We start from the raw sequence: 15147 nt of genomic DNA, 5'->3' as shown, positions 1-15147 counted from the left end.
TAGCTTGGCCTTGAACTTATCCGTGAATTGTCTGCGTTTCTTGCCCATCTGCATCCTTTCTTTTTGACCATTTAAAGGATACAGATTCCACTTAAGACAGTGGTACTAATTTCGGGGTAAACCGCAAGCCAAACGCGCCCGTCAAAAAAACAGCGATGATCGATTAATTCCTTTTAACTTAAATACAAAACGGGGCAACGCGTAAAACAAAGCGACTTTTCCCCTTCTTTCAGGAAGTTCCCGTTACTTCTGTTACAATTGTATTTTCAAAGCGACATTGCTATAGTCTATCCGTTGATAAACACTTGGATAAAGGGATTGATTAACAAGGGAGAAGCCGTTATGTATTTATTAATTACCCTATGCACCATTTTTGCGCAAGTCTCCGCTGAGGCGCCTGCTTTAGACGCGTTAAACGACGTCTTTGAAGGGCAACCTGCCAATGAAATGATGCAGCGTTATTTGACTGAGGAGATTTTGACTGCCTTGGAATCGCGCAAGGCACGGTACGAGGAACTTAAGACTCCCGAGGAGGTTTATGCCTATCAAAAAGAATTGAAGGCCTTTTTTGTCGATCAATTAGGCGGATTTCCTGAAAGGGTCCCGTTAAATGCCCAAACTCTGGATTCAGGTGAAACGGAATGGTTCCGCTATGAAAAGATCATTTTTGAAAGCCGGCCCAATTTTTTTGTAACCGGTCTTCTCTATTTGCCGAAAGATATCGGTCCTTGGCCCGGTGTCATCGTTCCTTGTGGACACAGTATCGAAGGCAAGGCATCCGATCCTTACCAGCGCATCTCCATGCTCCTTGCTGCCAGTGGTATGGCTGCTTTGTGCTACGATCCCGTGGGACAGGGTGAGCGCTACACCTATTTGAAAGAAGATGGCTCTAATGAATTTGGTTCCACCCTCGAGCATACGTTAATTGGTGTTGGCGCTATTTTAACAGGCACAAATACAGCCGGTTATCGCGTATGGGATGGTATGCGCGCTATAGACTACCTTCAAAGCCGTTCAGATATTATTGCCGATCGCATAGGCTGCACAGGCAACTCCGGCGACGGCACGTTGACCAGTTATCTGATGGCACTAGATGAACGTATCGTATGTGCCGCGCCCTCCTGTTATCTGACGACCTTCGAAAAACTCGTCACTACGATTGGGCCGCAAGATGCAGAACAAAATATTTTCGGTCAAATCGCAGGCGGTCTTGACCATGCAGACTATGTTCATTTGCGCGCGCCTAAGCCCACCTTAATCTGTGCTGCAACCCAAGACTTCTTTGATATTAACGGCACATGGCAGACCTTCCGCGAAGCCAAGCGTATCTATTCACGATTGGGCTTTTCAGAACGTGTCGACTTGATTGAAAACGATGATACCCACGGTTTTGCCCGTCCGCAGCGAGAGGCGGCTGCACGCTGGATGAGCCGTTGGCTATTGGGGATTGATCGTGTCATCACCGAGCCTGATTTTACCGTGTTTACCAAAGACGAGGCCCTGTGTACGCCAGAAGGACAGGTGCTGTTGCGCGACAATGCCCGGTCTGTTCTTGATTTAAACCTGGAACGGGCAGAACAATTAGAAGAAAAATGCAGCACTTTTCGCAAGGGGAAAGACGACGGCGCCTATCGCGATAAAATTCGCGAACTCATCGGCCTCTCGGAAAAGAAAGAATCTGCCGCCAAGATAATCCATCCGGAAGATAAATCGGCCAATAGTGCAACAAAAGAATTTTTTGTGATTCAATCGGAACCCGGTATTTTTCTGCGCAGCTGTCTTGTCAAACCGGAAGAATTTACCGGAGGCTATGTAATCATCTGTGAAGATACAAACTTGGAGACTACCCTCGCCAATGACAAACTTCTGGATGGCCTTTTGTCGGCCGGTCATACGCTTTGCTTGGTTGAACTTCGCGGCTTTGGAGAAACAGCCGGCGGCTCCTCCGGAGACAATTGGAGGAAATATGTCGGGGCAGAATGGAAAGATTATTTTCTAGCTTATTTGTTAGGAAAATCCTATGTGGGCATGCGTGCCGCCGATATTATGGCGGTCACAGAAGTCTTGCGCAATCTGGAAGAGCGGTCTTTTTATCTCTATGCTTCCGGTCAGGCAACTGTGCCTGCGCTGCATGCGGCCGCCCTACACCCAGGTCTCTTCGTCCATACAACCTTACGACATGGCATTGCTTCATGGATGGACGTTGTGCGGGAACCCCGAGCCGGGCAACAACTCATCAATAGTGTCCACAACGCCCTGTCTTGGTATGATCTGCCGGATTTGGCCAACTTAATACCACAGGAACAACTTAGCATTCTAGACCCGCAAACGCCTCGTTTTTAATCTTTGCGTTTATTTTCAGAGTTTGATTTAAGTCAAGGTATTGTGTTTTTCCACAGGTTATAATAATCGCGAACTGGTCAGAGACTTAACTCAAACAGCAAAGGAAAACACGATGGTAGTTAGAAATATCATCAAGATAGATGAAGAAAAATGCGATGGTTGCGGTCAATGTATAGTTGACTGTGAAGAAGGTGCTCTTGCGATTATCGACGGCAAAGCGAAATTAATCAAAGAAAGTTATTGTGACGGTTTGGGTGCGTGCATCGGCAACTGCCCCACCGGCGCGTTGACTTTGGAAAAACGAGAAGCGCCGGAATTTGAGCTGCCCGAATCATTGGCTGCATCCATTGCCGCGTCAAAAGCGGCTGTATCCACGCCTGAACCGGTACATGCCTGCCCCTCTATGACGGCGAGACCTCTTCCCGCTGCTTTTCCTCCCGCCGGCGGCTGCCCGAGATCACAAGCACGGCAATTCCAGAGACCCGAAGCGGAAACGACTTCTTCCACTGCAATGGATAGTCCGTCGGCTTTGGGACATTGGCCCATTCAGCTGCATTTGGTAAACTTTAACGCTCCCCATTTTCAATCGGCACATATACTTATCGCGGCGGATTGCTGCGCTTTTGCTTGTGGTTCCTTCCATCCCCGTCTTTTGAAAGGGAAAGCGGTTGCAATTGCCTGCCCTAAACTGGATGATAGTACGGGGTACATGCAGAAATTGACTGCTTTATTTCAAAACGCACAGCCGAAAAGTGTTACTGTAGTGCGTATGGAAGTACCCTGTTGTCGAGGAATTACACAATGGCTGCTCAGTGCCAGAAAAGCTGTCGGCAGCACCTTGGCAGTTGAGGAAATTATTCTTGGCGTGGAAGGTTCCATCATTGCGCGTAATGTATATGCTGATTAACATATAATGCCTCTGTTTCAATATAATTTGGTAGATAAATTTTCACCTAACATCTAAAAGGAGAATGAAATGTCGATGTTCTGTTATCAATGCGAACAAACCGCCCAGTCCACGGGATGTACCGCCCATGGTGTCTGCGGCAAAGATCCGGAAACCGCTGCTCTGCAAGATTTGCTGATCCACGTAGCCAAAGGTGTATCCCAAAACGCTCATTGCGCCAGGCAGCAGGGAATCAAAGACGCGGAAGTAGACCGCTTTGTAATGGAAGCGTTGTTTACAACCGTGACCAATGTGAACTTTGATGCCGATACGCTCGTAACGATGGTTCAAAAAGGCGTTGAACTGCGCGACCGTATGCGCAAAGCCTGTGTAGACGCCTGCGACGGCACTGCGAAACCGGCGCAAGGACCTGCGTCCTTGGAAATCGCGTCGACCCGTGAAGAAATGGTTCGCCAAGGTGTTTCCATCAGTCTTGAAAACCGACTTGAACATTTTGGTCAGGATATTGCCGGCCTTCAAGAATTGATCCTCTACGGATTAAAGGGCATGGCTGCTTATGCTGATCATGCTTGTATCTTGGGCGTGGAAGATGATGAAGTTTATGCCTTCACCCATGACACACTCGATTTTCTCGCACGCAGCGTTGATGATGTCGATGCACTCGTAGCCCGTGCGCTGAAGGTAGGGGAAGTCAATCTGCGTACCATGGAAATCTTGGATCAAGCCAATACGGGAACCTATGGTCATCCCGAACCGACCCAAGTGCGCGTGACACCGATCAAAGGGAAATGCATCCTTGTTTCCGGCCATGATCTGAAAGACCTGGAAGCCTTGCTCATTCAAACAGAAGGCAAAGGCATCAATGTGTATACCCATGGTGAAATGCTGCCTTGTCTTGCCTATCCCGGACTCAAAAAATATAAGCACTTGGTGGGCAACTATGGAAGCGCTTGGCAGAATCAAGCCAAAGAGTTTGATGCTTTCCCCGGATCTATCTTAATGACGACCAATTGCATTCAACGGCCGCGTCAAAGCTATCAATCCCGTATTTACACCTGTGGTCTCGTGCAGTGGCCGGGCGTCATGCACATCAGCGACCGCAATTTTGCCCCTGTCATTGAAGCTGCTCTCGCTGCCCCGGGATTTACAGAGGATGGCGAAGAACAATTTATCACCATCGGCTTTGGACACAATGCGGTCATGAATGTGGCGGGCGCGGTTATTGATGCTGTAAAGGCCGGAAAGATTCGCCGCTTCTTCCTTATTGGCGGTTGCGACGGCGCAAAAGTAGGGCGCAATTACTATACGGATCTTGCCTCCAGTGTCCCGGATGACTGTGTGATCATGACCCTTGCTTGCGGTAAGTATCGCTTCAACAAACAAGAGTTCGGTGATATTGGCGGTATCCCCCGTCTGCTTGATATCGGACAATGCAACGACGCTTATAGCGCCATTCAAATCGCTGCTGCGCTGGCAAACGCCTTCGAATGCGGTCTCAATGACCTGCCCCTTTCCATTGTATTGAGCTGGTACGAACAAAAAGCAGTCGCCATTTTGTTGACCTTGCTGCACCTTGGCCTTCAAGGCATGCGTATTGGACCCTCCCTCCCCGCTTTCGTAGGTCCTAACGTGCTTAAGGTTCTAGTTGATACCTTCGGTTTGACACCCATCAACGAAGTTGAAGCTGATTTGGCCGCCATGCTCGGCTAATCAAACGGATTGTAATGATGACAGCTTTCCAATTAGCTGAACTTTATGAAGTGCTTGGCAATCGCAGCGGGCGACTTGAGAGAGAAGGACCTCTTCTTCTTGAGGCGCTCGCTGCAGCGCCCAACCGACGCCTTGCAGATCTCGCCTGCGGTTTGGGCTTGCATGCCGCTTTTTTTGCGGAACATGGGGCACAAGTGTATGCTTCTGATTTGAGCGCAGAAATGGTTGCCCATGCACAGAAGCATCGCAGCGCGCCGACGATTCAGTACCGTGTAGGCGATATGTGTTTTCCAAGCGATGGCCCTTTTGGGCTTATGGTGTGCTTAGGCAATTCACTGTGTCTACTGGCCAATAAAGAAAAACTGGCAACTTTTTTCCGGAACAGTTTTGAGGTCTTAAGTCCCGGCGGTATATTGATTACCCAGACTCTCAACTATGAAAAAAAAGCGTTGCAACAGCCCAGAATACGCACGGAGGAAGCGAAGTTGCCACAGGGTAAACTTGTTGCTGTAAAGCGCTTTGTCCCTGAAGCAACACAGACACAATTGACCATTGACTATCTTTCCGCTTCAAGTACCGGAATGCGTGAAACCAGAGAATCCTTTGTTTTACAACATTGGATCGCCTCTTTTCTTCAGAGTATTGGTGAAAAAGCCGGTTTCTCCCTAAGAGGCCGCTATGGCGGTTATGACAAAAGTCCCCTCTCCCCCGATTCAACCGATATTATTCTTTCTTTTGAGAAGCCGAGCAGCAAGCAATAACTAAAAAACAGCAGCAAAGAGTAATGTTAATTTACGCTCTGCTGCTGTATTTTTTATTTTTGCCAGAGGGAATGATTAGCGTGCTTTGCCCTGACTGGCAACAGCGTCCATGGCTTTGCGAATGGCTTCAGGGTCGCCAAGATACCGATGCCCGAGGGGCTTGAGTGCTTCATCTAATTCATAGACTAAAGGCACACCGGTCGGGATGTTGAGACCGATAATATCCTCTTCCGAAATGTTGTCCAGATACTTAACCAAGGCACGAAGACTGTTGCCATGCGCTACAATGAGAACTCGTTTCCCCGCGGTCACTTGGGGCGCAATGCTTTCTTTCCAATAAGGGATCACGCGGGCGACGGTCTCTTTGAGGCTCTCTGTGGCGGGAATTTCTGCTTTGGAGAGATGGCTATAACGCCGATCTTTTGACGCGTTGCGCGGGTCGTCTTCTTCCAGAGGCGGCGGTGTGATGGAATAGGAACGCCGCCAAATTTTCACTTGCTCTTCCCCATGTTTCGCCGCCGTTTCGGATTTATTTAACCCTTGAAGCGCGCCGTAATGCCGCTCATTCAAACGCCAGTCGCGCGTAACAGGCAGCCACATCTGATCCAATTCATCCATAACATGCCACATGGTACGGATGGCACGTTTCAAGACGGAAGTATAAACGACATCGAATTCGTAGCCTTCTTCCCGTAGGATTTTTCCGGCCGATTGCGCTTCAATGCGCCCATGATCGCTCAAGTCTACATCTGTCCAACCGGTAAAGCGGTTGTCAAGATTCCAAGTACTCTGTCCGTGTCGTATCAACACCAGCTTATGCATGTAGAAACTCCTTTTTAACTACTAATCCAATTCAAATTATATTATTGACTGTCAATTGTTTTATGACCTTGCTTCGTCACCTATCAATAGTCTTTTTCCAGCTTCTTTTAACAAAACTGTGAAAGAAAACTGGCGCCCTGAAAGAAACCTTGCCAATCAGTGAATGCGGTGTCTTCATGTTCAATGCTCAAGACATCATCATAACCATTATGCAATAATTCACCGATATATTCACCCCAATGGATGCTGCCATACCCGGGGATAACATAACGCCACCACCCCTCCGAATAAATTCCCTGCCATGCACGGGCCGCGTGATTAATGTACGTGTCTTTGGCATGGGTATGAAAGAGGCGTTCTTTAAATAGTGAAATCGGTTCCAAGTAATCACAACCTTGGTGCACTAAGTGGGAAGGATCATAATTTAGTCCAAAATGTTCATCAGGAATTGCGTCAAACAAGACCTCAAAGCTGTCTAATCCTTGCAGACAGGTTTGGAACCAGTTTTCCACAGCAATTTTTACGCCTTTTTTTGAAGCATGTGCAAGGATGGGCTTAAATGCTTTCGGCAACACCGTTTCGATGGTTTCTATATTGGACATACCGGGCACGGGAAATCCGGTGAGCATCGAAACTACAGGGACTTCCAAGGCGGCGGCGGCATTGATCACTTTTTTAGCGATTGCCTGGGTCTCTGCCATTTTTTCGGGATGGCTAATGTCGCAAGTGTAGTATCCCAAGGCGCTGATACGAACCATGGATTCTTCACATTTTGTGCGTATCTCTTTGATACGTTTCTTGTCCAATTGAAGGGCGTCAATGTGCGGGCTTCCGGGATGGGCAGGTATTTCCAGAGAATCAATAAAGCTATCTTCAATCATATCCAGAATATCTTCCAGACTATAATTGGATAATGGTGTTGTAAGTATTCCAATATTCATTGATTTTGTCTTTCACTGTTCATAACCATCCCGAAAAATGCAGGTCGATACACTTCAACGTACTTATCTCGCATCTATCCCACATTCGAAAAGAAAAGAACGCCCGGTCAGCGGCAGTATATCACAGCCTGCATTTTTTGATCTAATTCGTGGAGATAGCGTGTGGTTTTATCAGGAGCGCGGCCGATAATCGGGACATCGGGTCGCATTGGGCCGTTCAGGTCGGTGACAAGCACTTGGATAGTCATATTTACAGTTGTCGCAAAGAAATTCTGTGGGGCATTTTTGTAGAAGCCACCACGCTTGAAAGCGCGCTTTTAACTTTTTCCAACTCATATTTTGCTCTTCGTAAATCTACTTTAAGATTGTCTGTTTTTTTTATAAATGATCACCCGATTACAAGGATTTTTTAAATCGTCTACGATATTCAATAGGGCTGCATCCTTGATAGCGTTTGAAGATTTTTATGAAATTACTTTGATCGGCAATGCCTACCAATACAGCTATCGCTGAGGCGGATATTTGCGTGTTTCTCAAAAGCAGAGATGCCCGGGTAGTTCGGATTTGTCCCAGCACTTCGGAAAAAGAAGCCCCCGTCAGCTTTTGGAGCATCCTTGTAATGGTAGACGGCGCCACATCAGTTTCAGCGGCAACTTTTGAAAGTAGATTATTGGCTGCGTAGTCTTGGCAAATGCTGTTCATAGCCGCGGGAAGATAGCTGTATTTCTCTTGAAAAATTGTCTTGGAATTACGGGCAATGAGACGCGCCACTTTTTCTGCCCCTTTCAGAAGCGCTTTGCGATCCTTATCTTTAGAGGCTTCTTCAATAAAGTGTTTATATTCCACCCACGCAGCATCGGTCACAGCGCCAAAGTTCTGCGTAATTTCAAGCAGTATAACAAGACAATGCGCTAATTGGGCGTGGATGGCGAGCGGCGCACTTCCTATTTCATCAATCCGATCTTCTAAAAAATGCTGCACTTCACGGCTTTGCCCGCATAAAAGAGCCAAACCAACGATTTTGTAGTGTATGGCTGTATTTTGTGTGTGCTCAAGCTTTATTGATGTTGTGGAAGGAGTTTCTTCAAGTGAGGTCTCCAATTCTAAGTCGTCTGTATCCGTCTCTTCCCAGCGTTCCAGACGCGCCTTTAAGCCCCATAGAAGCCAATCCATTGAGGCACTCACGGATGCCATGGGCAAACGGCGTATATCATCTGTTTTGAAGGGAAGTAAAAAATCCTTTTCTTTGTGTTCTTTTCCCGTCAGGGCAATGAAGCCTTGTCGTATCGCGTAGTGAATGCCTTGTGTCATCCCTTCAGGTATAAAGGGGCCGAACACAAGGGTATAAGGTTCATCTTTGAAAGGTACTGCGATAACACAGTTCAACCCCATATGGCAGACAAAGTTCACGGTGTTCTGTCTCAGCCCCGATAATAGGGCGGCGTCTTCTCGTGATTTTTGACACGCGTTTCTACCCGCAGCCGTAGCGTTGACCCAGTGGCAAGCGGCACATCCCCCCCACCCTTCTATTTTCAGTCCTCCGCCACTGTGAATGCACAAGGGCAAAGCGGCAGATAACGCTGCCATTTCCAAAATCCTGTAGGTTTCGGGATCTCGAAAAAAGGTTGGCGCGAGTATCATAGAGAGACCTCAAAGACAGGTGAAGTAATATCAGCGTCGGCAACGCGTACATCTACCGGCCAACTTTCCAATGCCTCACGGGCAAGACGGCAAGCAAGATCAGGACAGTTATTGTCTCGGCTGATATGAGTTAACACAACCAGCTGCAGTGCGTCATGAGAAATGTCTTTCAACAAGGCCTGTACATCATGATTAGAAAGATGTCCGTAACGTCCATGGATACGCTGCTGTATCTGTGGCGGGTACGGTCCTTTTCTGAGCATTTCCGGACAATAATTGGATTCAATTACCAGTGCATTGGAACCGGCTAATCGTGTGCGAATGAGGTGTGAACAATGCCCAAAATCTGTAGCCGTACCCAATTTGACGCCGCCGCATTCAAAAGTATAATTGACAGGATCGGCTGCATCGTGAGAGACGGCGAAACTCGTGATCAAAATATCGCCAATTGAAAAGGATGCGCCGGATTCAAAACATTCTATTTTGGGAAGACGACCGATAGAAGCGGGCAAGGCATCGGCGCATCCATAGGTCATGAAAACGGGTACCTTTGTTTTTCTTGCAAGGGTACCCAAACATTGAACATGGTCGGTGTGTTCATGGGTAATCAAGACCGCATCCAAAGCGTCCACAGGGACGCCAAGCTTTTCTAAGCGTTCGGACAGTCTCCTAAAACTGAAACCGCTATCCAGCAATAGCTTTGTTTTTTCAGAAGATATCAACATGGCATTGCCACTGCTGCTGCTTCCAAGAATCACAAACTGCAACACACTAAATATACTTTCTATGACGGAGGTCAGTTATAAGAATAAAGTTCTATTTTGTTTCATCTATAAGGGAAAAATAGCGCCCCATCCAATAAGCGAGAAGATAATCGTGTCCATTAAATTCCATAGGATCATCTTTTGATCGATCTCCAGCGCTATAATAGGGGTTTTGCACCCAAGCAGACCAAGCTTTGCTACGGTACGCCATGGGCACCAAGTCGCCCTCCTTGAGGTCAACCTTCGGAATGATTGGCTTGAGTTGCAGCTCGAATTTTGTTGTGTAGCTTTCGAGGGTGTCTTGATTCCACTTCATATCAAATGGAAACTGTTGCAACGTTTCTAGGGCGCCCTCTACATGAGCTTTGTCGCCCAAATATTTCGCGGCCAGAAAGGCAAACAAAGGATTTTGTTCCGGCATCTTACCGGGAAACTTATCGGTACCGATCCATGTACGGTTCAGACTCTCCTGAATTTTGACACGGACATTCTCTTCTGTTTCATACACCAATAAAGGCAAATAGGCAAGAAATAGTAAGACATCGTCGCTATAGTTCACAAATCTGGGTGCCGCCATGCGTCTGGCTTTAGACGCGATTTCAAGATATTGTTCTTCTTCAGCCCAATGTTTATATAAGTTTTCATAGTAACTTTCTTTCGTTACATGAGCAGCCACTTTCAAGGCTTGAAGCCAAAGCAATGCATTCATCGCTTCGCCGCGCATAACATACTTTGGCCCATAACGTCCCCAACGGGTTGGTTTATCGTCCACATCTACAATCTGCATTTCATGCTTGCAGATCCGATCTACAATGGCAGTAACATCCCATTTAATTCGCTCTTTTTCCGCATCGTCGGCTGTCAAATCATAGGCAAATGCAAAACCAAATAGGAGCCCCGCCACTTGATCGGTACTTACATCGCCGCGCCACGAATATTTTCCACAGGGAGAGTCTCGCCAAATGCCATCATCGTCATTGGCTTTGTCAATAGGCCAAGCCGCACGGGCAGGCACGCCGGGTGTTCCGGAAACGGAACACAACAAATGGAGTGCTTCTAAGGATTGAAGGGCAGCTTTATGATCGGCAGGTGACGCAGTCACGGCATATTTCATTGCGAGAGCGGCGGTATAGATGCCGGTCATGTAAGCATTGTCAGGCATGTTATACGCAATGAAGTCTCTATCTTGGGTAGGGAGTTTGAGTTTGCACAAAGCTTGACCTTCTAAGAGAAAACGCTCCTGCATGTCATATTCAAAGATTTCTGCTTTTTTATGAAGCGGGACGGCGGCAAGGGGATATGCAAAGATGGCCGTTAAACAAAGGAAAATCGGCACTATGAGCGTTGATGCTTTAGAAAGGAAAAAAGAGAGATAAAGGGGTCGTCTGTTCAGCAGTGCCATTCTTTATTCCTCTTCATCTTCAAGGGAGTCGCGACTGCCCAAACCGGGTTCCGGATCGAAGTGAGACCGTTTGTTCTCTGTTTCACTGAAACTGTCAGCCGTGGGAAGAGGATCTTGACTGTCCCGTATAACCGGCCAAAGTTTTGAATATTTTTGGTTGATCTCAATATATTCTTGCCACTTTTCGGGCACTTCCTCATCGCAATAAATGGCTCGTACCGGACATTCCTCCACACATACACCGCAATCAATGCATTCATCAGGATCAATGACCAACATGTTTTTCCCCTCACGAAAACAATCAACGGGGCATACACTGACACATTCCGTATATTTACATTTAATGCAGGGGTCACAGACTACAAAAGCCATTTTTATTTCTCCTTAAGTTGCGCACAACTCAGTTCCTGTAATGCTCTCCTCGTTTAGCATAATAATCGTTCAGACCGTCAATAAGGGCGTCTTCTGTTTGTAAGTCTGCTTCCACGACGGGATCCAGTCTAGCCTCAAAAAGAGCACGGGATGTTACGGGGCCTATAGAAGCATAAACGACCGGTTGAATTGCTGAAAGTACGCTCCGATTCAATCGTGATGCCATAAAAGAATGGACTGCGGAAGGACTAAAAAAAGTTACAATATGCGGTTTAAATGCACTCAGTGTTTTAGCTTCATCGGGGGTGATTCTGCGGTGTTTGGTCTCATAACATATTACGGAAGAAACGTCCATTCCGCGAATCTTTAAGGCACATTCAATTTCCGGATTGGCGAGATTGCCTTTAGGATATAGGATCCGTTTTCCAATAGGGTGTTGTTCCGCCGTGAAAAGACTCTTTAGCAAGGCACTTGCCACATAGGGTTCCGGTAAAACTTCCGGCACCAGTCCCTGTGATTCCGCCGCTTTCTTTGTTGCCTCTCCAATCACAGCTACCCGGCAGTGGGCAATATCCGCCCAGGACTTTTGCATTTTTTCTAGACATTGCGAAAAATAATGAACAGCGTTGACACTCGTCAATAGCAGCCAATCGAAGTCTTCCAAATTGTTGGGGCATTGGATCGCTGCATTTTTTTCAATTTGAATGAGCGGCAGGTACAGGACATGTGCACCGTGGCGTTCAAGTTTTTCTCCAAAACTTTTCGCCTGAGATTGTGCCCGGGTAACAACGATGTTTTTATTGTCGATGGCGCTATAAAAAAAATGGTTCTTCAACACAATTGTAAGCCTTTAGCTAATCGCAAACCGATGTCTTCGCCCTGTCTTTGCGCCTCTTCCACGGAGGCTTCTTCGTGTATGCATAATTTCTTGCCCGTATCAGGATTGCAGGCGATAGCACGGATATCCAAGGTATTGCCAATACACTGCGCATAGGTTCCCAAAGGCGCACGACATCCACCGCCGAAACCTTTCAATATAGCTCGCTCACAGTGTACCTCCGCCGCGGCGCGGGCATCGTGGAGGGGCGTAATAAGTCCGGCGAGTTCGACATCTTCAGTGCGTATTTCCAATGCCAAAGCACCCTGACCCGGCGACGGCAGCATCTGTGACAAGCTAATGATTTGCATAGGCGTATCGTTTTCCAATCGTAAACGACGTATGCCCGCGAGAGCCAGAATTGCGGCGTCAAGAGGGCCTTCCACAACTCTTGCAATCCGGGTCGGTACATTGCCCCGTAATTCGACAATTTCTAAATCGGGGCGGATTAACAGCAGTTGGATTTTTCGACGCAAACTGGATGTCCCAACACGAGCCCCTTGAGGCAGCTCTTCCAATGTACAGCCGTTTTTCGTAATCAGTATATCTTCAGGCGCTTCACGTTCGGGGATAGCACAAAGATAGAGACCTTGGGGCTGTTGAATAGGCAAATCTTTCAAGCTATGAACCGCCACATCAATGGCTGCATCCAACAAAGCGTGTTCGATTTCGCGGGTAAAGGCACCTTGTCCGCCGATGGCACTCAATGGCAGATCCGTCAATTGATCTCCGGTTGTGGAGACAATGGATAGATCGGTTTTAATAGAAGGATTCAGTTCCTCGAAACGCGCCATAATATGTTTGGTTTGAGAAAGGGCAAGGGCACTGCCTCTGGAACCAAAAACAACAGTATTCAAAGTCACGAATCTCCCAAACTGAAAAGGCGTTCCATAAGAGCGATCATAAGATCCTGTTCTTCGGGGTTGGCATGTTTGACCACCTCAACGGGATGGTGGAGCAAACATTTTGTAATGCGTACAGACAACTGTTCTATCTCTCTTTTGTGACGGTCCGTTAAGTCGTTGACAGATGCGAAGGTATTTTGCAACTCTTTTTGGCGGATATCATGAAATTTTTCTGTCAGAGCCGAAATAATCGGATCTGCATTCAGCGTATGGCGCCAATGAATAAAGCTGTCAACCTCAGCTTGGACAATATCCATGCAAGCCGGGATTTCATCCTGTCTTTTCGCCAAATTGCGTTCCGCCATGCCTTGCAGGTCATCCATATCATAACAGTAGACATTATCAATGCCTCCCGCTTCGCGTTCAATATCGCGGGGGATGGCAATGTCAATTACAATCATAGGCGCCCGCTGCCGCTGCTCTATAGCCTCTTCAAAATCCGAAGCTTTTAAAATGAGTTCGGGGGCTCCTGTCGAAGCAATAACAATATCTGCGCGGTGTAAGTGGCAATGGAGCGCATCAAAAGCGATCGCTTCACCATGATAACGGCGCGCAAGCTCTTTCGCGCGCGCCAAGGTACGGTTAAGCACCATCACATGTTGGATACCTCGATCGACGAGGCTTTTCATCGCCAGTTACCCCACTTGACCGGCACCGATAATCATCGCCGCTTTCCCATGTAAATCCTGCAAGATGGATTCGACGAGATCAACAGCGATGGACGCGACAGAGACTTTGCCTCGGCTGATCTGCGTTTCGGTACGCACTCTTTTGCCGCATTTTAAAGAACGTTCCAGTAAAGTACTTAAAATTCGGTTGAGCGTGCCCGCTTTCTGCGCAACATCATACATGTATTGGATCTGGCTCATGATTTCGTTTTCGCCTACCACCATGCTGTCCAGACTCGCCGCCACTCTGAAGAGGTGGGTAACCGCTTCTTTTTCAGTTTTGTGGTAAAGAAATCCCGAAAACTCAGATTCCGCCAGTTGATAGGTTGAGCCTAAAAATTGGATCATTTTTTCATGGAGCTGCTTTTCCGGAATATGGCGGGCATTGGCATAGAGTTCTATGCGGTTGCACGTGGTAAGCAGTGCCGCGCCGCTGCCTTCGCCCAAACTTTGCTGAAAGGCGGCAAGCAGCTTCCCCGGATCCGCCACGGAAAGCGTCATTCGTTCCCGGAGTGCAAGGGGGCTGGTGTGGTGACTTAATCCTGTTAATGCAAGAACCATAGCTGGAATTTAATCCGTTGGAAGGGTTGTAAACTGATAAGAAGGTTCCTTTATTGTACCTGTAAACAGCCTCTATTATCCAAAATTCGTAAAATGACGTGAGATTCAATTTAAGTCATTGTATATTTAAGAATAACAATGAGCGCCTTATCCTTTGTTGTATTCTTTCCGAAAACATTATTCTATCATGACTGAAGTCTTTGGCGCTCCACGAATTGAAGGGGGTATAAGTTGCATTTTTGTTTTTATAAGTTGTAGAGTATCGTCAGTTGTCATAAAAGTTTTATGATTCTCTCTTTTAATTAACCCACCCTGTTCATTCTTCTTTGAATAAATAAAGAAAACGTGCGAGAATTCCTTGTCCTGCTGTCAAGCCCCCGCTTTTTGGTCCAGTTGTTATGAGAGTTTCTGTGTTTCATGAGCGCGCCTCCTGGCAGGATTGCATGGGCGCTTGTGGAGCCGAGCGTAGCGAG

At 47.2% G+C, this 15147-nt stretch carries 15 protein-coding genes; 4 read left to right on the top strand and 11 right to left on the bottom strand.

Features of this window, described 5'->3' with window-relative positions:
• Positions 1 to 342 precede the first annotated feature (342 nt).
• The 4 genes from GX117_05095 (at position 343) to GX117_05080 (ending at position 5721) form a co-directional block, all read left to right on the top strand.
• Positions 343 to 2343: a hypothetical protein gene (locus GX117_05095; GenBank protein ID NLO32719.1), complete on the top strand. Its 2001-nt coding sequence runs from the start codon at positions 343 to 345 to the stop codon at positions 2341 to 2343.
• A gap of 112 nt (positions 2344 to 2455) precedes the next feature.
• Entirely contained in the window at positions 2456 to 3250 is a 795-nt protein-coding gene (locus tag GX117_05090) for a 4Fe-4S binding protein (GenBank protein ID NLO32718.1), read from the top strand.
• Positions 3251 to 3325: 75 nt separating this feature from the next.
• Positions 3326 to 4960, top strand: coding sequence for a hydroxylamine reductase (gene hcp, locus GX117_05085; GenBank protein NLO32717.1), 1635 nt, complete (start codon positions 3326 to 3328; stop codon positions 4958 to 4960).
• 14 nt (positions 4961 to 4974) lie between these two features.
• Entirely contained in the window at positions 4975 to 5721 is a 747-nt protein-coding gene (locus GX117_05080; protein ID NLO32716.1) for a class I SAM-dependent methyltransferase, read from the top strand.
• A gap of 75 nt (positions 5722 to 5796) precedes the next feature.
• Here the strand turns inward: GX117_05080 and gpmA are convergent, their stop codons facing one another.
• From gpmA to GX117_05025, 11 genes are all read right to left on the bottom strand, one after another.
• A complete protein-coding gene (gpmA, locus tag GX117_05075) occupies positions 5797 to 6543 on the bottom strand; it encodes a 2,3-diphosphoglycerate-dependent phosphoglycerate mutase (protein ID NLO32715.1) in 747 nt (248 codons plus the stop codon).
• A 107-nt stretch (positions 6544 to 6650) separates the two neighbouring features.
• Positions 6651 to 7484, bottom strand: a complete 834-nt coding sequence (locus GX117_05070; GenBank protein NLO32714.1) for a sugar phosphate isomerase/epimerase — start codon at positions 7482 to 7484, stop codon at positions 6651 to 6653.
• 171 nt (positions 7485 to 7655) lie between these two features.
• Positions 7656 to 7820 (bottom strand): hypothetical protein, encoded by a 165-nt coding sequence (locus GX117_05065; protein NLO32713.1) that lies wholly within the window; start codon positions 7818 to 7820, stop codon positions 7656 to 7658.
• 60 nt (positions 7821 to 7880) lie between these two features.
• Positions 7881 to 9071, bottom strand: coding sequence for a helix-turn-helix domain-containing protein (locus GX117_05060; protein NLO32712.1), 1191 nt, complete (start codon positions 9069 to 9071; stop codon positions 7881 to 7883).
• 50 nt (positions 9072 to 9121) lie between these two features.
• Complete coding sequence (locus GX117_05055) at positions 9122 to 9850, bottom strand: MBL fold metallo-hydrolase (protein NLO32711.1); 729 nt, start codon at positions 9848 to 9850, stop codon at positions 9122 to 9124.
• Positions 9851 to 9941: 91 nt separating this feature from the next.
• Positions 9942 to 11291: a hypothetical protein gene (locus tag GX117_05050; protein NLO32710.1), complete on the bottom strand. Its 1350-nt coding sequence runs from the start codon at positions 11289 to 11291 to the stop codon at positions 9942 to 9944.
• 3 nt (positions 11292 to 11294) lie between these two features.
• Positions 11295 to 11663, bottom strand: a complete 369-nt coding sequence (locus tag GX117_05045) for a ferredoxin family protein (GenBank protein NLO32709.1) — start codon at positions 11661 to 11663, stop codon at positions 11295 to 11297.
• Positions 11664 to 11691: 28 nt separating this feature from the next.
• Complete coding sequence (locus tag GX117_05040) at positions 11692 to 12501, bottom strand: uroporphyrinogen-III synthase (GenBank protein NLO32708.1); 810 nt, start codon at positions 12499 to 12501, stop codon at positions 11692 to 11694.
• A complete protein-coding gene (gene hemC / locus GX117_05035; protein ID NLO32707.1) occupies positions 12495 to 13397 on the bottom strand; it encodes a hydroxymethylbilane synthase in 903 nt (300 codons plus the stop codon). Before hemC ends, GX117_05040 begins: the two co-directional genes overlap by 7 nt.
• A gap of 2 nt (positions 13398 to 13399) precedes the next feature.
• The gene (locus GX117_05030) at positions 13400 to 14074 is read right to left on the bottom strand and encodes a hypothetical protein (protein NLO32706.1); all 675 of its coding nucleotides are present in this window, start codon (positions 14072 to 14074) and stop codon (positions 13400 to 13402) included.
• A 6-nt stretch (positions 14075 to 14080) separates the two neighbouring features.
• Positions 14081 to 14674, bottom strand: a complete 594-nt coding sequence (locus GX117_05025) for a hypothetical protein (protein ID NLO32705.1) — start codon at positions 14672 to 14674, stop codon at positions 14081 to 14083.
• Positions 14675 to 15147: the final 473 nt, after the last annotated feature.

The sequence above is a fragment of the Candidatus Hydrogenedentota bacterium genome (genome assembly GCA_012523015.1).
Lineage (GTDB): Bacteria > Hydrogenedentota > Hydrogenedentia > Hydrogenedentales > CAITNO01 > JAAYBJ01.
This window is presented reverse-complemented; position numbering and strand designations above follow the sequence as displayed.

Bases quoted from the DNA above. Each gene is read 5' to 3' on its own strand.
- GX117_05095 (NLO32719.1), top strand. From the start codon at position 343: ATGTATTTATTAATTACCCTATGCACCATTTTTGCGCAAGTCTCCGCT.
- GX117_05090 (NLO32718.1), top strand. From the start codon at position 2,456: ATGGTAGTTAGAAATATCATCAAGATAGATGAAGAAAAATGCGATGGT.
- hcp (NLO32717.1), top strand. From the start codon at position 3,326: ATGTTCTGTTATCAATGCGAACAAACCGCCCAGTCCACGGGATGTACC.
- GX117_05080 (NLO32716.1), top strand. From the start codon at position 4,975: ATGATGACAGCTTTCCAATTAGCTGAACTTTATGAAGTGCTTGGCAAT.
- gpmA (NLO32715.1), bottom strand. From the start codon at position 6,543: ATGCATAAGCTGGTGTTGATACGACACGGACAGAGTACTTGGAATCTT.
- GX117_05070 (NLO32714.1), bottom strand. From the start codon at position 7,484: ATGAATATTGGAATACTTACAACACCATTATCCAATTATAGTCTGGAA.
- GX117_05065 (NLO32713.1), bottom strand. From the start codon at position 7,820: ATGAGTTGGAAAAAGTTAAAAGCGCGCTTTCAAGCGTGGTGGCTTCTA.
- GX117_05060 (NLO32712.1), bottom strand. From the start codon at position 9,071: ATGGCAGCGTTATCTGCCGCTTTGCCCTTGTGCATTCACAGTGGCGGA.
- GX117_05055 (NLO32711.1), bottom strand. From the start codon at position 9,850: ATGTTGATATCTTCTGAAAAAACAAAGCTATTGCTGGATAGCGGTTTC.
- GX117_05050 (NLO32710.1), bottom strand. From the start codon at position 11,291: ATGGCACTGCTGAACAGACGACCCCTTTATCTCTCTTTTTTCCTTTCT.
- GX117_05045 (NLO32709.1), bottom strand. From the start codon at position 11,663: ATGGCTTTTGTAGTCTGTGACCCCTGCATTAAATGTAAATATACGGAA.
- GX117_05030 (NLO32706.1), bottom strand. From the start codon at position 14,074: ATGAAAAGCCTCGTCGATCGAGGTATCCAACATGTGATGGTGCTTAAC.
- GX117_05025 (NLO32705.1), bottom strand. From the start codon at position 14,674: ATGGTTCTTGCATTAACAGGATTAAGTCACCACACCAGCCCCCTTGCA.